This window comes from Sphingomonas sp. CFBP 13603 (assembly GCF_014892665.1).
In the GTDB taxonomy this organism is placed as follows: Bacteria; Pseudomonadota; Alphaproteobacteria; order Sphingomonadales; family Sphingomonadaceae; genus Sphingomonas.
On the sequence record NZ_JADBIA010000008.1, the window covers coordinates 165,021 to 185,013 of the forward strand.

12 protein-coding genes are annotated in these 19,993 nt (G+C 59.2%); 2 read left to right on the top strand and 10 right to left on the bottom strand.

All coding sequences use genetic code 11. The annotated features are described in order from the left end of the window. Positions 1-6: 6 nt before the first annotated feature. Positions 7-723: a hypothetical protein gene (locus IFR23_RS13705; RefSeq protein WP_192976400.1), complete on the bottom strand. Its 717-nt coding sequence runs from the start codon at positions 721-723 to the stop codon at positions 7-9. A gap of 522 nt (positions 724-1,245) precedes the next feature. Beyond that, entirely contained in the window at positions 1,246-1,746 is a 501-nt protein-coding gene (locus IFR23_RS13710) for a hypothetical protein (RefSeq protein WP_244655675.1), read from the bottom strand. Between the two features lie 131 nt (positions 1,747-1,877). On the opposite strand from IFR23_RS13710, the gene IFR23_RS13715 reads away from it, so the two are divergent. Next, on the top strand, positions 1,878-2,651 hold the full coding sequence (locus tag IFR23_RS13715; RefSeq protein WP_192976401.1) for a hypothetical protein: 774 nt from the start codon (positions 1,878-1,880) through the stop codon (positions 2,649-2,651). 232 nt (positions 2,652-2,883) lie between these two features. Beyond that, positions 2,884-3,729: a hypothetical protein gene (locus IFR23_RS13720; protein WP_192976402.1), complete on the top strand. Its 846-nt coding sequence runs from the start codon at positions 2,884-2,886 to the stop codon at positions 3,727-3,729. Positions 3,730-4,001: 272 nt separating this feature from the next. Here IFR23_RS13720 and IFR23_RS13725 read toward each other — a convergent pair whose 3' ends face one another. From IFR23_RS13725 to IFR23_RS13760, 8 genes are all read right to left on the bottom strand, one after another. Further along, positions 4,002-5,990 carry a DUF262 domain-containing protein gene (locus IFR23_RS13725; protein WP_197978446.1) on the bottom strand — a complete coding sequence of 663 codons (1,989 nt, stop codon included), beginning with the start codon at positions 5,988-5,990 and terminating at the stop codon, positions 4,002-4,004. Between the two features lie 35 nt (positions 5,991-6,025). Beyond that, positions 6,026-9,493, bottom strand: a complete 3,468-nt coding sequence (locus IFR23_RS13730) for an ATP-binding protein (RefSeq protein ID WP_192976403.1) — start codon at positions 9,491-9,493, stop codon at positions 6,026-6,028. Further along, the gene (locus IFR23_RS13735) at positions 9,493-10,746 is read right to left on the bottom strand and encodes a metallophosphoesterase family protein (protein WP_192976404.1); all 1,254 of its coding nucleotides are present in this window, start codon (positions 10,744-10,746) and stop codon (positions 9,493-9,495) included. The genes IFR23_RS13730 and IFR23_RS13735 overlap by 1 nt, the downstream gene beginning before the upstream one ends. Before the next feature lie 106 nt (positions 10,747-10,852). Continuing rightward, positions 10,853-12,583, bottom strand: a complete 1,731-nt coding sequence (locus IFR23_RS13740) for a helicase HerA domain-containing protein (RefSeq protein WP_192976405.1) — start codon at positions 12,581-12,583, stop codon at positions 10,853-10,855. An 11-nt stretch (positions 12,584-12,594) separates the two neighbouring features. Continuing rightward, positions 12,595-13,845 carry a hypothetical protein gene (locus tag IFR23_RS13745; RefSeq protein WP_192976406.1) on the bottom strand — a complete coding sequence of 417 codons (1,251 nt, stop codon included), beginning with the start codon at positions 13,843-13,845 and terminating at the stop codon, positions 12,595-12,597. Further along, on the bottom strand, positions 13,842-14,141 hold the full coding sequence (locus tag IFR23_RS13750; protein ID WP_192976407.1) for a hypothetical protein: 300 nt from the start codon (positions 14,139-14,141) through the stop codon (positions 13,842-13,844). The genes IFR23_RS13745 and IFR23_RS13750 overlap by 4 nt, the downstream gene beginning before the upstream one ends. A gap of 60 nt (positions 14,142-14,201) precedes the next feature. Next, on the bottom strand, positions 14,202-16,937 hold the full coding sequence (locus IFR23_RS20300) for an ATP-binding domain-containing protein (protein ID WP_192976408.1): 2,736 nt from the start codon (positions 16,935-16,937) through the stop codon (positions 14,202-14,204). 53 nt (positions 16,938-16,990) lie between these two features. Beyond that, positions 16,991-19,993, bottom strand: a complete 3,003-nt coding sequence (locus IFR23_RS13760) for a restriction endonuclease (RefSeq protein ID WP_192976409.1) — start codon at positions 19,991-19,993, stop codon at positions 16,991-16,993.

Sequence of the window (19,993 nt, forward strand, 5' to 3'; positions counted from 1 at the left end):
GCAGATCTACGGGCTTTCAGGGCCATTGCCGTTCGCCTGCACGTTTCGGCAGAACTCATAGAGCGCTGGGAATTCCAAGTCGCGGATGCCCATGACGTTCAGCGCATTATAAGCACCTGCCCATGTAACTGTCTCATCCACATCGTCGTTAGCGAAGCGAGCAAAATCGAAAAGAGCCGATGCCTGCGCGTAGATCGTCGCGCATTGCAGGATATAGACATCGACGTTGTGGGGAACGCCCACGCGCTCGCCGAAGTTAACACGCCCCAGTTCCGCGCTTCGGCTTTGCAGAAGCTGAACCTCCGAAAGCATCTTTCGCAGCATCTTCGTGACGTTGGGATCGTCGGTTGCTTCGATCATCCGTTCGAGCGCAGCGATGGCGTCGGACGGGGGTGGCACTGGTTCAAGGAGCAATCCCTGCAAATGGTCTCGCTCGACGGCCCATTTGAACGTCTTGAGCCTGTGAGCCGTGTCCGTGGCGTAGTTTGCCATTGCGCTCAGGGTCAGCGGCAGCGTCGATCGCGCGGCTGTAAACCGCTGCTGGCGACGCGTCGCCTCTTGGACATCGCTCTGCCTGATTTGTTTGAGAACAAGCCGTCCGGCCCAAACTGCCGCGCCAAGAGCGATTAGAGATCCGACGAGCGTCTGCCAGTCGTATAGGGCGGTGATGGCGCAATCGACGTTTCGACAAACGTGCCAAACTATCGGGGTGGTTGCCACCATTATGCACGGCCTCCGTTGCCTTCGTTGGCGGGAAAATGTCGGTAGATGGTCGCGACCAAAACACCAACCGCCCCCGCAACGTCCTGTAGACGGTCGCCGACGGCAATAAGCTTTGTTGCCGCGGCTATTTTCTTTGGCGTCATGACGGACTTTCGAACCCTTCCTCGGCCGCCTCTTCCACGCGCTGCCAATACACCGGCCATCGTCCGTTCGCGGGTATGCGAGAGACTGTCGTCGTGCGTGCCGATCGGCGCTCGGGACCAGTCGGATTCCTGCGCTGTCTAGCCTTCGAAAACTCTGCCCCTGTGATCGAGCTAGCCACGGGATGAGTTTGGCTCCGACATCCCGGCAAGTGCATGAAATGCAACCAGGATTAGCCAGTTTTGCATTCGCCATTGCCCGAGCTGCCGGATACCAAGGTGACGCCTTTCAGGCATCCTCTCCTAAAAACTTCCCGGGTCGCTTTTGGCGGCCCCTTTTTTTGCCCGGACGAAGCCGGCACAGCGTTTCCGAGGCTCCGTGCTACCGGACGTGCGCGTACAGCGAACGGCTGTCATCGAGCATGCTGATGGGTGTCGGGGTGATCCAGTCCGCCCCCCGCATCGGATATGGGCCGTAGAACAGATCGCCGAGCGCACGCCGGTAATGTGCGTTCATCCAACGTCGACGGCGATGCTCAGGACCATCGTAAATCATGTGGCAGCGCTGGCAGAGCGCGGCGAGCTGGTTAAGCGCGCTGTCGCTGGGATCGTGATTGAGATGCGCGCAGGCCAGCACCACCGGCGTCCATTTGCCTGCATCGAGGATATTCTCGGTCGGTCGGCGAACACGTCGACCGTCGCCGTTACGCCAATACGACCGGCCTTTGTCCCACCAGCGTCCGTCGCCCATGTGGAAGACCCGTTGCCCGTGTGGGCGCCCGCAATGTTCGCAGCGTCCGCCTGCGCGCACGAAGCGGACCAGATGCGATAGCTGGGGCCAATCGATCGGGTACAGGAAGACATGTTCGGGGCGGATCGGCATCGGTGCCGTCCACCAACATCATCGCTACGCGTATGTCTAGCGACGTTCTGGCGCTTTGATGTTCTTGCTATGTCCTACAGGCAAACATTCGTGCATTCGACAGTCAGCTGAGTCGAAACGGATCGAATGCGATGGGCTATTCAGGAACACATTGGCCGGAAGGGCTGAACGACGAAGAGGCGCTGCAGCGTCTGCAAACGCTGTGCCTTGGTGCCTGCGATGGCATCCAGGATTTGGCAGACGATACGCGCTACAAGGCGCTCCGCCGGGCGCTGCTTGGCCGGACCGACCTGCGGCCGTTGGCGCCGGCCTTTGTCGCGGCGCAGCCCAGCCTTGAAGCATTCGTACGTCATGCGCGAGAGACCAAGGATCGCACCCTGCGGCGTGAGATGGTCCGTGAGCAGTTCAAGGCGCTGTGGGACGAGGTTCGCGGACCGGATGCCGTCAGCTCGGCGACGTGGACCGGACGCCCTTCCCTGCGCGAGCATGCCGCTGTCATTCAGGCGTTAGCGCCTGTTGCTTTGGAAGCCGTTCAGCGGCTGATCGACGATGAGGAGCTCGCTCGCGACAATGGTGGGCCGGTCGATGCCGATCGCGCGGTAGCGTTGCAGCAGCTCAAGGCGCTGCATCATGCGCTGGGTAATTTAATCGCGGCAGTCGATCAAGGTCGATCGCTCGAGCCGGTGTTCGAACGGCTTCGGCTTGTCCGCCAGGAGGCGAAAGTCGCGATCGGTAAGGCAACGGCCGCGCTGCCGGTCACGACGTCGGCATTGATCGCGTTCGGCAGCGTGGTTGGTATCGTCGAATTCTTCGTCGGCAATGTCGTCGTTGCGGTCGCTGCCGGCGGGATCGCGGGCAACACGCTCAAGGACGCGATGCTAAAGAAAGAGGTAGCTGCCAGTTAAGAACCTAGTTCCGCAACCTGTTAGCTACTCGGTACCGTCGACCCTTCCGTTATGTACATCGCGCATTCGGTCAATAGATTCTTCGCGCTACAGTGAGGCAGGTGAGATCGGCGAGTCGCCGTCTGGCAAGTCCCGTGACTTGTGATGTGAGATGGGCCAAGCTTCGCTCGTGAACCTTACCTTCCGCCATGTGCCCCAATGGGAGAACCGACCTCATGTCGTACTACGGCCGATGTCGACCTTTGGCCGGTATTGGGTAGACCCAATCCAGCTTCAGGAGGCTGTCGCCCACGAGGCCGAGAGCGTAATGTTTACTGCGTGCCGTTACATTCCAGATGGCAAGAGCCGGGATTATTATACCGAGTTCGATGATCTCGCAGACGTTGAAGTTCGGTTTCTCGCTGCAATGGTCATGGCTGTAGGCTTAGACGAAGGTGTGGTGGCTCCGTACCCTGTGTTGGACTCGTTCGCCCTCGAATACGACGGCCCGCTAAATGACCCGGGTTTCCTACAAGCGGCCGGAAAAGCTTTACGGACGGAAATTACAGGAATGCGTCGCTTTCCTACGTCACCCCCGATTCTGGCGGTCGACGGAGCTCCGTTCATGTATCACCATCAATCGCTGAATTCGGCACGACTGACAGAAGTATTTTTGGCAGTCAGCACGGACGACGATCTCATGATGCGGGGCCTTCACGCTCTACTAAAGTCTCGAATGGTCGCCATGCACGTCGAGTTTGCAGAAGAGGCAAATTACCCTCTTTACGTGGCCTTAGACGCGCTCTTTTCGCTTATCCGGCGGCATATCGTAAAGATGGGCAATCCTAATCCATCGTCATACGATGCCCAAATTTTCGTTCACGATCTTTTTGATGAAGAGCAGTCTGGGACACGCTTCTTCGAAGAATTCTATGACGACCGGATTATGACAATGCATCCGGACAACAGATACGGAATTTTCCGCCACGCACCGATCTCTAATTGTGACTTTCACTCGCTATTTGAGATGGTGCGAGAGGTCTACCGTGAAGTCGCCATTCTCTCGAAGATAGCTTCACCACCTCGCCACAGCCCCTAAGCTGCTTCGGGAAGCTCCGATTTGCGAGCAGGGTCCTTTAACGACTGCAAGCGCCTCGACCTATGAAGGCGCCAAAGGCGCCAAACCAAATCGCGACGCTGTGCCGTCCTGCCTTGAAGGCCTCTGAAAACACTAGTCTCGAGGGCGGCGATCATACCCAATGACGATGCGACCATCAGCTATCGCTCGACGCAGCACGTGCGCTCCCCGTTAACGACGAGCCCGCCCCGCTAATGCAGGGCGGCACCCAGACGAATATAACCCGCGACGACTTAAAATGTATCGATGTAGGGCCAAATAGAGGCGGCCAACGTCGCAAGATGTTCGCCGCGTTGCTTTATATCGCTCTCGTCCCATGTCGCTCGGTTCGCGAACCACTTATTCAAAAATAGACCGGTGTGCTCGGCGAACTTTTGATTCTTCTCCGCGAAACTTTTGTTCCCGGCCGATATGTTCAGGCCACCCGTTATTAAAGTGAGGTTGCCAAGTGTATCGAGCGCGTTTGCTCTTGATATCGATTCCGGCGTGCCGTTGTATGGTGCAGTATAGGCACCATCGGCAAAGGGCCAATCCTCGGTCCAGGTCCGGGGCAGTACATGCTCCACCCACAGGCCAGCCGGGCGCTCATGCTTCTCGGCAAACGTCGATCGCGAAGCCATCTCCAGCTCCCAGAGAATATCGACGAGCCGAGGTTGGGGCGAAATATCGTAGGCGGCCTTCGAAAGGATCCCCGCACGAAGTTCATGATCGTCAGGAAAGCGGACGCTCGCTCCATCCTTACCTTCAAAGAAGGCACTGAAAGAGTCAATCGAGGCTCCATCCTGACGGAATTTCGCTGCCAGCGTTTGAAAGACGTTATTCAAGTTCTTCGTCGTTAGGCCGCACAGCGCCCGTCGTACGACATAGGAATACAGCAAACGCGTGACCGCATGGCGCGTGGCGTGAGGCACGCCGGCGGTCCCCAACTGCATCGCCACCGGATAGACGGTGGTCGTCTGCCACGCCGCCATCTTCCGACCAAACCATGCAAGGTCCGGGTCGACGTCTTTACGGCCTTCCAACGTCTCGTAGAGTGGCGAGTAATGCTCCAGCAGCTTAAGCTCGTCCTCCACCTCCTCGAAACGAGGTTTGCCCTTAGGCACCGCAAACGTCCGATATTCCGCGTAGAGCTCGCGCATTGAGATTTTGCCGCCCGTTTCGGCCGCCAGCGTGTGGGCGAGGAAGTGATCGATCCTTGGTCGGGTCGGCCGAGCATTGGGTGCAGCCTCACGCCACCAAGCGTCGTCGAGCGGGTCCCATAGCTTTCGGTAAAGCTCCTCTACCTGAGCACCCTGTTTTTCCGCCCGATGGAAGATGTTATTACGGACGAGATCCATCGCAAGGAGCGGTTCGCCTTTGGAGTTCAGCGTCTCGAAAATCACTTGGGCGTCGTCGTTCTCGCCGAGGCTGATGACGACCAGCTTCAAACGTTCGAGGACAGCGTTCATTAGGGCCTCGAGCCGCTCCGCGGCTAGTTCGGTATTCTCCGCGCCGTCATCGCTTTCTATGGAATCGTCGCTCCCTTCCTCTGGCGGTGCGTCGTCGCTTGGCCCTTCGACAAGAAACTTTTCGATCCACGCAATGAACAGCACATAGGCTCGGAATGCCGGAAACGAGGTGTTTTTGGGGACGTTCGAGCCCCAGAACAGGAAGCGGTACTTTGCGACAACAGCGGCATGTTCCAGGTCCAGCAAGTCGTGGAAAAGCTCGCGGTCGGAGGGGGTCGGTGTCAGTTTGAAGCGCGTGAGCGGGTCTGTGTCCTTGCTTTTCGTATTGTTGAAGAGGTAGCCGTTCACGTGCGCGATGAAGTCGACGAAGCCGTGTCGTCTGGCGACCTCCCGCAATGCCACAAGAAAGAGCTGGAACGTCGTTAGGCGCTGCTGCCCGTCAACGACCTGCACAACTGGGGTCTTGCTAATCTGCGAGCCGATATCCACCGGGGCAATGATCAACGCTCCCATGTAGTGCTCGAACCGGCTTTCGCCTGACAGCACCTCGGCCGCCTTAGCCTGAACGTCCTCCCAGAACGGCAGGAGCCGGTGCTCGGCCCATTGATATTTCCTTTGGTACAAGGGAACGATGAAGCGTCGATCTTCCTTCAGGACCGCTTCAACCTTGTGATCGTCTGCATCCATTTCGGCTAATCCCTCGTGTTCAAGCGACGCGGAATGGCACGCCCTTTGATAGCCGGAAAGCAAAAGCAGTGTCTTCAGAATAGCCAAGCTGCGCCCCCGAGAAGCCAAGTCTCGACTAGGGCCTACGCAGCGATCGATCCGGCTGTCTCAATCACATGAAGCTTAAAACCCTCAGAACCGACAGCGTTGCGCGCTACATCGATGAGGTGAGCGTGATGACTGAAAACAATTACTTGGCTGTGCGCGGCCGCAGCCGCAAGGACCCGGAGGAGGGCACCGGCCCGTGCATCATCAGCGGTGATAAGCAGATCGTCGCATACGATTGGCAAGGATCCAGCGCCCGCCCGCCCCTCAATCGAGCCGAGACGTAGCGCCAAGTATAGCTGGTCACGTGTCCCCTCACTCAAAGCCTCGACACCGACTTCGCAACCGTCGGACCGCTGCGCTAAGATGATCGGGCGATCGTCATTACCATAGCCAACAGTTAGTCCCTTGAAGGCACCGCTCGTTACCCCGGCAAATAGCACCCCCGCCCTCGCAATTAGGGGTGCCTGATTGGTAGTGCGGTGCCGATCAAGCATCCATCGCAGCAGTGCCGCGGCGCTCGCCGCCTGAATGTGCTCCTCGGCTGCCTGGGCCAATGCAGCGGTGGTATCGGAGGCCATCTGCTGCGCATCGGCAGCCGCACTGTCACTTGCGGCCCGCCCCGCTTCCTCATCTGCCGCGTTCAGCGTTCGCCCGACAATCTCTCGTTCCGCGGCAACCTCGCGTCGACGATCCTCGATCCGGGTACGGGCGCCAGATGCCTCCTCGACGGTCAAGCTGGCAATCTCGGCCGCAAGCGCCTCCAGCCCGGTGCCATTATCGGCGCCGGCAAGTTCGACGAGCGCTTCGCGCTCTGCCAGCCTGAGAGTGTCTCTCCTCGCTACTTTGGCGATGATACTATCTAAATCCGCTTCGACCACAGTATTAGCGGCCTCCATAAGCGCGCCGACGGTCGTGCCGATGGAGGCAAGCCGGCCCTCGATGAGGTCGAGGTCCCGCCCAATGCGCTGGCGGTCGGCTTCAAGGACTGCAAGCGCGTCGCGCGCGCGGATCGCCGCGCGCAACGATATGGCGAGTTGCCGCACCTGTTCAGTCGCGTCGCCGGACCGCGGTGCACCGATTTCGGTGAGCACTACCGCCAGCTCTGCGTCAAAGGACGCAAGGTCCTGTACGATGCTGTCCACCTGTCGCGCGATCGTCTCACGCGCTCCTGTTTCCTCCGTGACATGGACGAGGGCTTCGAGCGCGTCGGCAAGAACGGTGTCGTCGGCGTTAGAGGGAAGCGCGGCTTCACGGATCAAGGCGGCACGGGCGAGATCGTGGGATGTGGTGTCACGCCGGACCGCGGCGCTCTCGAGAGCGAGCTCATCCAAGGCGCTCTCAATCTTCGTGATCTCCGCCATGAGCCGACCGCGACCGGTGATCGCGACGCTCAACGCCGCGGCATGACTGCGCGCGAGCGTTACGAGCGCTGGATCATCGGCTGTCGTCACCGGCCCTCCTGCCATTGATAGTGTCTTGGCAACCGCAGCGCCTGCCGTCGCAAATTGGGCTGCCAGCGCTTCGAACGTTGCTTCCGATGTGGCTGCGTCGCGCGCGGCTTCGAGAACGGCCGATCGCTTGGTGAGCCATGCTGACAGGTCTGCTGGCGCGACAGTTTGCATAAAGCCAAGCGCTTGCAGTCGCGATGCCCAGCCCTCTTCGAGCAGGGCTAGCTCCGTCCGGTATTGCCCCTCCCGACGCCGGGCAGCCGTTAGCAGTGCATTTGCTTCATCAAAGGCAACGGTCGTCAGAACATACTCGGCAATGCGGGAAGCTTCTACGTCGCGCCGATCAGCAAGATGATCGGCATCGGAGATCGATCGGTCGAGCGCTTGCCCGAGCGCTTCGTTGTTGCCCTTTTGAGGCGCACCAAGGTACTCCCGAACTTGGCCGACCAGAGCATCGCGTTGCTGTCGAGCCGCTGCGACTACGTCGGGCGTCGGAAGGGATCCGCTTGCGATCAGGCCTTTCAACCTCGCTTCCGCACGGATCGCGCTGATTTCGGCGGCATCAGCTTCCTTGCGGGCACCAGCGGCTTCATTCCTTGCCGCCTCTGCGGCCACACGGACTGCGGTCGCTTCTGCCTCCGTCGGCACCGCAAGGGTGTGCAGCGCGGCTGTCAGCCCTTGCCACGGGGCGAGATCGGCCAAGCGTTCCGCTGCCAGCGTTCGCTTGCGCTTCGCCGCCAGTTCGGCGTCTGCCAGCCGCGCTGCCGCGTCGGCAGGCAGGAGCTGCAAGGCATCTACCAAGGCGGCAGGATCACTTGTTCCGCCGATCGCGGCTAGTTCGCCTTCGATCCGTTCCCGGTCTCGGACCAGCTTTGCGCGATCCTTCTCTAACGATGCCTCGCGCGCACTTAGCAAGCGGCAGGCATCGAGATGCGCCGACGTGCGCTTGCGCCACCCGGCCGAGGGCAGCCCCTCTCCCGGAGCGATCTGCGCTTCCGCCAGAGCCGCACTCAACCGTGCATCAATCCGCTCCAGTTCGGCACGACGTCGCTCGAAATCGGTCGCTGCCTTGGCGATGACCGGACGTCGCTCCTCGAGTGCCTCGACCCGTTCCTGCTCGGTCAGGATGATGCCAGGTTTCTCTACGCCCGCGATCGATGCGTGGATCCGTGCCCGGTCCCCCTTACCCTGGGCCATTAATTCACCGGCTGCGATGCGATCAGCGCGCAACGTTGCGAGTTGCGCGGCCGCATCCGTTGGTAGTAACGGCAAGCCTTCCAGCTCGGCCAACTCGCTTCTTGCCGTAGTCAGCCGACCCAAAGGCGCACGCGCCCTGCCCACCCTGTCAAGACGAGCCTGTTCGCGGTCTAGCGCTTCTGCCTCTTCAATCAGCGCAGTACGGCGTGCCTCGGCATCTCCTCGGCGCTGACGCGCCTGAGTCCAATCAGCGTCGCTGATCGATGTTTGCCGCACCTGCGCCAGCGCCTCTGATCGCTCCCGCATAAGACGGTTTACCGGAGGGTTCTGTCCGCCGGCCTTGAATAGCGACGAGGCTACCTCAGTCAGCTTGGCGAGCTCGCTACCGATATGGGAGACGCCGGTGCCCGCTTCGAGCGTGATGCGAGCGGCGTCGTCCCGGCCGCCTATGATACTGGCTCCGCCTTCGCGCAGCTTGGCATGATCGAGCCCGAACATCCGTTCGAACCCTGCACGGTCGATTCCCCCGAGCAACGGTGCCAGTGGATCAGTTTTGAAGGGCGTGCCGTCCGCTGTAAGTAGGGTGTCCCGGTTGCCCTTGCGCCGGGTGATGTCGAGCAACTCGCCGTCATGCTCAATTAATGCCCGCAAGCGGAGCTGAGCATATTCATAGCGCCAGTTTTGCCGGCTCTGCGCGGGGATGCCGAACAGGAAGTCGCTGATAGCCTGCAACGCCGTCGACTTGCCCGCCTCATTGGGCCCGATGATGAGATGCAGGCCAGGCCCGGCACTTCCAAAATCAAACACGCGATCGGCAAAGCCACCGTATCGTACGAGTTCCAGCCGGCGAAAGCGCATCAATGCGCGCTCTCGCCGAGCCGTGCTTCGACAAGCGCCCGGGCAGCGCGGACCAGTGCGGCGCCATTCCGTTCGCGTGCAAACGCGAGCAATGGTGCCGTGTCGGGATCCCCAATGTCTGTCGGCAGCTTTGCGGTCAGCGGGGCGATGGCGCTCTCGATTGCACGCGCGCAGTCAGGATCATCAAGCGCCTGCGCTAGTAGGTCCATCAACTCGGGCGGCAGGCCGATAGGCATTGCGGCGTCGTTTGCGATGATCTTCACGCGCTCGATCCACAGGGCGTCTGAGACACCGGCTGCATGGCCACGAACCTCGGCCTCGAACCAAGCCAGATCAGCACGCAAGCGCTGCGCGAGAGTACCATCGACGGTGATCGAGACGCGCGCGGCCAGCGGACGACCATCGGCGCCAAGGACGGCGGGACGTAGCTGCGCCTGGATCGCGGCTAGCGCTTCCATCGGGTCTGCGGCGCCGATCGCATCTACCCGAGCATGCGCCCAGCGCACCTCGTCCGTCGCGCGGTGCTCGACATGGACGATTGCACCTTCTTCGACACGGACCACTACAGCGCCCTTGGCGCCAGTTTCTCGAACGTGTCGCCCTTGGGTATTGCCGGCAAAGACGACATGGGGGTGATCGGATCGAACGGCATGATCATGCACATGGCCCAGCGCCCAGTAGTCGTGTCCTGCTGCCTGCAGCTCACCGAGGCTGCAGGGTGCGTAATTGGCATGCCCCTCGTGCCCGTCCAAGGCCGTGTGGAGTAGCGCGACGTTAAACATGCCCGCAACCGGCGGGCAGTAGGTCGACGCAATGTTTTCGGTAGTGGCCGCTTCCTTGTAGCTGCGGCCGTGAACAACGACGCCAAGGTCGTCGAACCGCACGCTCTCGCACTTCGCACTCTTAAGCTTGTAGACTCCTTCGGGAGCCGTCAGGTGGCGGGTGACCCGGCTCTCGGCGTCGTGATTGCCGAAAACTATTACCGAGCGGATGCCGGCGCGCGTGAGCCGCGCCAACTGGGCGATAGCGAACTGGCCGGTCGATTGGTCCTTCCACGCGCCGTCGTAGAGATCGCCCGCGATCACGACGAAGGCAGCGCCTTCCTCAATTGCGAGATCCACGACGTTGGAGAACGCCTTGCGGGTCGCGCCGCGCACCAGGCGCGAGAAGGCCTCATCGCTGCGGGACAGGCCATGCAGCGGGCTGTCTAGGTGTATGTCCGCCGCATGGACGAAGGTAAGGTTGCCAGACATGTTTGGCCTCTACCACCTCGCAAGTCAGAGCGAAATGACTGTCGGCCAGACTCAAACCCAAGGACCAACGCAGCAGCAGCCCATGTTGCGACGCTCGTGTAGCGGGTTACTTTAGCCAGTGATCGAAGTCGTCGGAAACGCCAGCCGCATGCCACGGGTTTTTCCAAATCTCGTAATAGCGGATGTCGTTCGAGGACGGCCGCGGCGAACATTCATTGACGTACACGACGCATGGCATAGCGACTGCATCGCCAATGAGCAGCGCCTCGCCTTGCTCAAGTGCCGGCAAACCGGCCGTCAGATTGCCGAGTGTATCCGGCAGCAGACGTTTTACATAGGCTTGGTCATCCGGGTTGGTCAGCCGCATCGCCAAGAAATTGCTGCATTGAGAGAAAATCGTTTCCGAGATTTCCGATGGGCGTTGGCTCGAGATCATCAGGCTGACCCCGTATTTGCGGCCTTCCTTTGCAATCCGCTCGATCGAACTGAGCGATGCTTTGAAGCGTGCGAGATCGCTCCGCGGCGCATATTTATGAGCCTCCTCGTAAACGAGTAGGAAAGGCGTTTCGCATTTACCGGTCTGGCGGCGCGCATGATAGGAAAAATCAAACAGAAGTCGGGTCACCAAGGATACAGTGATGCTGAGCACCTCGAACGGAATACCGCTTAGATCAATAATTGTAACGTTGGCGCTGGAGGTCTTCTCATAGCCAGTGATCTGACGAATGACGTCTTCAAGTGTCGCTTCAAGCGCCGTTGAACCAAACATGAAACCGAGGCGGGCGTTATTAACTTTTGCGGATATTCTCCGGACAAACTTATCGATCGTGCCGTCAGCGTAGGGACCGTTATTGATCTTTCCCTGAACCTTTAGAGCAAAGTCAATTACATTATTAGAATAGGCCGTCAGCCGTGCCCGGTCATCTGCATATGTTACGGAGTTGCCATCTTTCGTTTTGATTGTAAGCGGATCGTTCGCATCCTTTGTCTCCCGAGAAAGGTTCATAAAGCATGTCTGTAGATGCGTCATGTCGTACTTTAGAGGGCTGTCAAAATTGACCTTCGCGACCCCGGGGTTCGCCATTTCCTTACAGTGCGTAATGATTGACCGAAGCAACGCTTCTTGATTATAATTGTTGCTGTCACCAGACTCGAGAAACATGTCGCTCATTTCACCGTCGTTGAGCAACCAATATGGGAGAACGATGTCGTCGGCAGACAGAAGTTTGGCACTTGGAAACGCGGATGCGTATTCGCCGTGGATATCAAAAATCACAATGTGCGAATTATTAAGTCCCGTGTATCCGTCAGACTTAGCTGCAGTTGCTTCCTGCAAAATTCGTGCCACGCTTGAAGACTTACCCGAACCAGACGCGCCAACCACCGCAATATGCTTATTGAAAAAGCGGTCACCGTAAACGGGAACCTTCACATCGCGTTGTCGCGTGAGCGATGAGAAGCAGAGCCTCTGCTCTTGCAGAAAGGCGTTGGCGTAAATGGCAGCAATTTCAGCGCGCGTAGCTGGCACAACCTTTTTGGGTGGAATAGCAAGTTCATCGCCGCCGCGCCGAAAGGTGTTCCCCTTGAGCGTACCGAGTGGATAGGCATCGATCATGTAGACGCGTTGGTGATCGTCACCCTTCGCTCGCATCTCGATCGAGAAACTCTCGATGATGCAAATCAACGACACATTGTCGTTGTCGGATATTTTCAAGAATGACCCGACGCGTAGAGACTGTCCAGCGATCTCAAACGAAAATAGATCATTAACAGCAATGCGAACTTTGTTGGGAAATACTGAGACAACCTCGGCATTGATATCGTTGTCGTCCGTCACATTTGCTCTCCCTAAACTATTTTGCTGGCCATGGCCGCGCTTAGCACCGGCACTGAGATCTGCCGGAACTTCGGATCGATAGAGAACGGTTTCCCGGCGTGCAGCTGGATAACAAGCCGGCGCCGCACGGATGCGTCGAGAGCGGCGAGTAGCTGCGTACCGTCAGCGACGATGCGGGCCGCAATCGGCTCGAGCGTCGTCTGGGCTAGAAGGAGATGCTCAGTGGTAAAGGCCGCACCGTAAAAGGCATAACCGTCCGTGATCCGATACCTCTCATCCATAAGTCGCGTCTTCAACTGAATAAGATCTTCGGGGCCGATGCCAGGAAAGAAGAAGAATGGTGCGTAGCGCTCCTTCGCGGGCCTTGATCTAGACGTGTGGCTGCTCCACGCACCGATGATGTGGCGCACCAAGCTCGTCAACATATCCAGAGTTTCAGTATCGGGCAGGTCAATAATGAAAAAGCGATCATGACTTTCGACGTTAAGACCAGCGAAATGCGCTTCTCGGATCATTTTGCAGTAGCCAATTTCACTTTCCCTGCGGAGCGCCCAAGCCGAATAGACGGCGACGTTGGGCTTGATCTGATTAAGGAAATCGTTGCGCGTCGTTGTACGCGCGGCTTTCGTCGATGCACTCGAGAGCGATGCCATTAACGAGAACGCCGACGGATAGCTGTAATACCTCGCCTCATCGTCAGCCAAATCGAGCGCGATCCGGAGCGCCTCAATGACCTGGGATCGGTGCGTGTCGAACGGTTCGCTGAGGACGACAGTGAACCGATCGCAGAAGTCGGTCAGATCTTGGTCTGAAGCGTTCATCGAATCTTGCAGGTTTGTCGTTGTCTTGAATCGAACTTTTGTCTCAGGATCTATGGCGTATTGTGACCGTACGAGCACACGCTTCATATCGGCAAGCCCGTATTGCGTTGCCACGTTGGTCGAGTCTTTGAAATGTCCGTAGAGAACGTATTTCTTTGTTAGTCGGACAGTCGCAGAATAACGAAGGAAACCTGTTACCATCGGTACGATGGCGTCGCGCAAGGTGGAATCTGTAAGCTTCTGCGCCTCGTAATATTTGACCTGACCGTAGGTATGGTTCTCCCCCTCGAGAACGTCGAAGTCCTCTACGCCTTCTACAGTGACTGTCTGAGATTTAGTCGCGCTAAGTACTGCAAGAATACTTGCATCGAACTGATACATGTACCCGCGGATCGTTGCTGTCGCTTCGCGCTGGGCTTCGAGAGCATCGGTGTTTGTCATGCCGCGGCCTCGACCAACGACAATTGGTCTGTCGAGTTAAAGAGAAACACGCGGTCGGGGCAGGTTGGAAGGACGCGGTAACCACGCCACGTCATTGCCGCCGAGGCTTGGCCGCTTTTTCGACTTTGGAAGGCGGCCGAGGTGCAGAGGTTGAAGGTCATGTTTGCATGGCTGATTCCGTTCGCGCCGGGTGCGACGTTGATCGTGTTGATACGGATCTTTGATAGCGGTGTGTGAACCTCGCAATCGTGGCCGGCGAATAGCTCCCTGACTTCCGCCCCCGCTTTTTGGATCATCTCATTAAAGCCCCTCGGCGATCATATATCTTGTGACTGGTTCGAGCTCCCCGAGCGCACTCACCAATGGTCGAGCGTAGTCAACGCGTCTAGGTCTGCCAGCCGACCAGGCAGTGATGCTTCGCTAGTTGTTAGCCCCAGAAAGGTCGCCGCACGGGTCGCGCCGACATAAACATAGCGGTCGAACATCTCGTTTTCGCGAACGTACAGATCGTCGAGGCCCATGAAAAAGACCGCTTCGAACTCCAGCCCTTTAATGTGTTCAACCTCGAAGATGCGGACGTCGCCGGCCTGCCCCTTTACCAGCCCTTTTGGACAGGCGACTGCGCGGATGTTGAGGTTCTCCAGCCGTTTGCTCAGCGTTTCCGCGAGCGGATCGAGCATATCGGCGTCGCATGCCAGTACCGCGATGGTAGGCATGTCACCCTCAGTGAAGCGGTTGATCTCACCGATCCGCGCCGCAAGCCAGTCAGCCTGATCCTCGATTGTGGTGAGTGACAAGCCGATCACCGGATCCACACCGGCATTGTCGATATCGGCAGGTGGCTGATCGTCGAGTGCAAAACCGTGCAGTCTGCCGAGAGCGCGGGCAAAGGCCGCCAACTTTCGGCTCTGCCGGTAGGTGACCGAAATCCGCTCGATTTGCAGAGCGGGGCTTACCCATAACAGCGCGTCATCCGACTGGCTGCCCCACCGGGTCAGGCGCTGGTTGAAATCACCCGACAGAAAAAAGGAAGCGGTCCGTGGATTAGCCAGCGCGCGCATGCACGCGAGCTGGATCGGTGAGAAATCCGTCGCCTCGTCGACGAGCACCTGATCGCGACGTAACCGCGCGATCTCGTTCAGCATGGGCGGCATACGATCGGCAAGCCTCTGATTGAGCAACCGGTCAGATTCGATCGCGCGGGCAGTGCGTAACATTGCAAGGATTATTAGATCGACCTCGGCCGGATGCACCTCCTGCGGCCGTGACTTCGTGTCGGCATACCATCGCGCCTGTTCGCGCATCGCGCTGCGGAACTGCCGATAGCGGCGCGGTATGCGACCTAGATAGTCGTTTGGTGCACGCGCGAGCCTGAGAGCCGCGCGCTGAACTAGCAAGGCCTCACCCGTGCGTTTTAAATCGGGCAGGCGCAGGCCCTGCGCTACAAGCCAGGCGAGTAACCGTCCTGCACGACTACCCGCGGCGGGGCTTCGAGCGCTGGCTTGCGCGATGGCACGGCTACGCATTGCACGGATGAAAGCGTCCTCGACCAGCCGGCGCCCGCGGAGCGGCTGACTACGATCGGCATCGTCGCCATCCTGATCACCGTCGCTGTCGGCGTCATCCTCGTCTTCCTCGGAAGAGTCGTTGTTAAGTATCCCAACAAACTCGGTCAGCGAGTTGAGAAAACCTGGGCGGTCGCGGCCAAAGGTGAGCAAAGGAGCGCGCAGCGCAACGCGGGTTTCGTCGCGCTGGGTCCCGGCGACCTCGCGCAGGCGCGTCCACAAGGCGGCAAGTTCGCCAAGCAATTGGAGTGGCCTGTCACCGCTGCGCACGATTGCCTCGCCAATTTGTCGCCCGAGCGCAACAATGCGAGGGTCGTTCGCCCGCTGGAGCCGCTCGGCCTCCGTCGTCAGTGTGGTGACAAAACCCGCCTGCTGATGTGCGTCAAACGCCTCGAACCAGGCAATCTGTTCGGTTAGCGTCGCTTCCAGCAGCAAGCCGTCATCAGCGCGCAATTGTAGGCCACCCCCGGTGCCTGTGCGCAGTATGCCCAGGTTGCGCCGTCCAATCTCGCGACGGTGATCATCCCATGTCCGGATGCGGTCGTCATGTACCGGTACGCCTTCCTTGCCGAACGCCTCCTTCACATACAGGCGCAGCAGTTCCGTTGGTGTGAACATGATCCAGCTATCGGCATGCGATAGCCCTGCCGCGTCGGGATCCTCGACTAATGGGCGCTCGGTTTCAGGATCCAGATAGGCGAAATCCACCTTCTGGCGCAAACGCCGCACCAACGTGGTTGTCTTGCCGGTGCCCGGCGGACCCAGTACCGCAATTTCGCTGTCGAGCGGCAGACGAAAAATCCGGTCCTGAAAGGTGTCAAGGATTGGGGCAATTCGCAACTGCATCGCGGTCAGCGTGTCGCGTTTGATACCCTCGGACACGTTGTCATCGTCGATTGCTTCTCCATCGTTAAGCCAAGCTTCGACAGTGTCGATCCCTGCCTCATCCCAACCATCTTCACGCAGCAAGTCGCGGAGCGATCTAACGGTTAGCGGGGGCAAATTTTCGCGAAAATGCACCGCTGGCTGCGAATCCCATTCGCTCGCTAAATCGATGGGTCTGAAGGTAGTCTTCTCGATTACCTCAAACGCGCGTGCACCGCCGGGTAGAGCGATCTTCCGGTAATCGCCGATGCTGAGCGGCGCCAACTGTCCTTTGGGGCTCATATAACTGCACAAGCGGACCGTCTGTTGAGCGACCGTGCCGCTTGCGCTGATATATAGCGTTTCGCGCACGTCGTCTTCGTCGGCGATAACGAGCCGGGCAATGGCGGGCTCGCGCTGCAGCCGCTGACTATCGCCGATCCGCTGATCGTTGCGCTCGCGCATATCGCGCGCAATGGTTTCGGCAGTCGCTTCGTTGACCATGGCGAGGCTACCAAGATGGACGCCGCGTTGCCCCAGATCACTGCGCGCGGCAGTCGAGATTGCCCCAAAGGCATCCAGCGCCTCGCGTGCGACCGATCGAATATCGTCTAGCCCGTCGATATTGTACCCACCGGTATTAGGCGACGCCATAGTGCTCATGCAGTCCTCTCCTGGGTATGGTCTGGGCTCTCAGTTTTGAGCAGCCTATGTATTTACGCTTGAACCAGAATCTCTGAAAGATTTGTAGCGGTAACAAACGGCACGTTCAGCGCCTTGAAGTGAGCTTTGCCGCAGGCAATCTGTGCTTTCTCGGCCTCGCGCAGGGTGTTCAGGTCACCCTTGCTCTCGCTTACCAAATAGACGTCCTCGCGATCATCATGCTGGCGAACGATGGCCCAGTCCGGATTGTAGGTTCCAAGCGGCGTGGTGATCTTAAACCCAGGCGGCAGTTTAGCGAACACCTTGATCGCCCCACTGATGTCCAGTGCCTTTGCTAGCTCGGCCTCGATGTTTGAGTCAGTGAGGATGTGATCCAGCGGCGCGTGCTTGACCTCGACGAGCCGGTCGAGCGGCACGTCGTCTTCAGCGGCGAACAGGCTCTGCGCCCACCATTCATCCAGCGGCTTATAAACGATGCCGTCGGTCATCATCAGCCGTTTGCCCGCCTGAACAATTGCCGTCACCGCGTCGACGAAGGCAGAGGGGTTCACTGCGGCATCCGACAGCCGTCTGGACTGGAGAAGGATATCGGCTAACACCTTGCGGGGCAGTTCGGTGCGGTTCTGCAGCTCGCCCAAAAGATCCGGCACCTCAAGGCGAGTGGCGGTGAGCCGCTGCGGGATCGAGGTGCTGACCTTCTCCGGGGTCACGCCTTCGCGGCCGATCAACATTTCGGCCAGTTCGAACGTGACACGGGCCTCGCCTGGACGCGGCATATCTCGTAGCGCCAGCGCGCACCGCGCGACCAGCGCTGCGTCATCGAAGTCGAGCCGGTAGGTAGTTTTGCGGCTGATGCGATCCCATAGCGCCTTAAAGTCGTGCCCCTCCAAAACCGCGAGGTTCAGCTTCACTTGACCCTTCGCTCGCGCATCGCTGACCGGCACCTTCCGCGCCAGACGGTGAAGCATGTCACGGACCAGCTTGACTGCTGGTGCTGCTAGATTGGCGGGCAGCGGAACCGTGTTCTGGGCGAGCGCGGACCGCAGCTCGGGTTTCGCCTTGCCTTTTTCGTCAATCAGCCCCGCTTTGGCGAGACCTTCGAAAATGTCACGGCTATCCTTCACTGAAACGACGGCCGTGCCCCCGTCCGGCAGGGCGTAGGTCAAGCCAGCGAACAGGTCGGCGGTGACGATCCCCAGCTTGATGTCGAGCGCCTGCTCCATCTCGGTCTGCAAGCCTTCGGCGAAGGCCTTGTAGCCCTCCTGCGCGATGACGGTAAGGACGTTCAGCCCTTCGTCGCGTCGACGCTGGCCGCTTTGATCAACGCATAAGCGCAAGCCGCGGCCGATCGACTGGCGCCGCCGTGTCTCGCTTGCCATTTCGCGTAGCGAGCAGATCTGGAAGACATTGGGGTTGTCCCACCCCTCGCGCAGCGCCGAGTGCGAGAACAGGAACCGTAGCGGCTCGGCCTCGTCGAGCAGGCGCTCTTTGTCTTTCATGATGAGGTCGAAGGTGCGCTCGGCTTCGTCGCGGCTCCTCTGGTTCGAGAATTCGCCAGCCGCGTTCAGTGTCGGCTCGGTGAACCGCCCTCTTCTGTCCTGTGAGAAGTACCCGTCGTGCGAGCGGGCCGCGTCGGCCGGCACCTCGGAAAAGAGCGATTGGAAGCGAGCCTGCGCCGCCAGCTTTGCGTATTCCTCTTCGAAAATCACCGCGAGCGGGCCTCGCTGTGCGTGGCCGGCCTCATCGTACCGACGGTAATCGGCGACGGCGTCGATGAAAAAGAGGCTGAGCGTTTTGATGCCTAGTGGCCGGTTGCGCAGCTCCTTGCGGAAATGATGCTCGATCGTCTGCCGCACCATTGCACGGGAGAGTGATCCGGCATCGACCTCGCCCCAAGTATCCCCCGCCTCCAGCGTCTTCACGCCGTCGCCAGGTACGACCAGCTGCATAGAGCCAGCGCCGCGCATCTTCTCGATGATGCCGATCCGATAGCCATTATAGACCGTCCGTCCGCCGGACACCTGACCCTCGGCCAGCTCACTACCGTCATAAACCCACACCGACTGGCGCGACACACCGCCCTTCATTTGCTTGGCGATCTCGATCCGAGCTCGCGGCAGTTGACCCTTCTTGGCCTCGATCTCTAGTAGCTTCACATACGGGCTGTTGTCGGCGTCCTGGATTTGCGCTCCGTCGACCTCAATCGATTTTACCAGCCCGCGATCGTGTGCGTCGAAGGCGTCCAAGCGATACACCGGGTGGAACTTGGCCACATGCGTCGCCGAGTAGCGGATCGTTGCCAAGGGCTGCATGGCGCGCATGATTGTGCGACCAGCACCGGTAGGATTGGCATCGACCGATTGCGGCTCGTCGACGATGATAATCGGCCGAGTGCTCTTTACCCAATCCACGCCGGGGATGTCGCGGGTCTGTTCGCGCGCCTGCTGAAACACAGCGGCCCTGCTGCCGAGCGACTGAACGGTGGCGATCATCACCCGGATCGACGAGGATGAGGCGAAATCGATGATCCGCGATAAATCAGAACTGTCGTATACGAAGCTCTCGAACGGTACGCCGTCATAAATTTGGCGGAAGTGCTCGCGGGTCTGCTCAATGGTCTTCTTCACGCCCTCGCGTATCGCGACCGAGGGGACGACGATGACAAACTTCGTGAAGCCGTACCGCCGGTTTAGCTCGAAGATGGTGCGCAGGTACACATAGGTCTTGCCGGTGCCCGTCTCCATCTCGATAGTAAAGTCCATACCGTAATCGCCGCCAGCATCCTTCTTGCCCTTCGCCGCGACGTTCAGCTCCGGAGAGGCTGAAAGCGCGTGGCGGTTCTGCACGATATGCAGGTTGTCCAGCACCGCTTCCTCCAGCAGGTCCGAGCGGTTGGCATAGCCCAGCAGTTTCTCGTTATACTCCAGCTCACCTGAAATTTGACGCGGGGCGATGGTGAAGAGCGATTGACGCTCTTCCTGCCCCGCGAACAAATCAACGACCGCATCGATCGCCGCGACCTGATGCGGCAGCTCGGCTTCAAAGACAAATTTCAT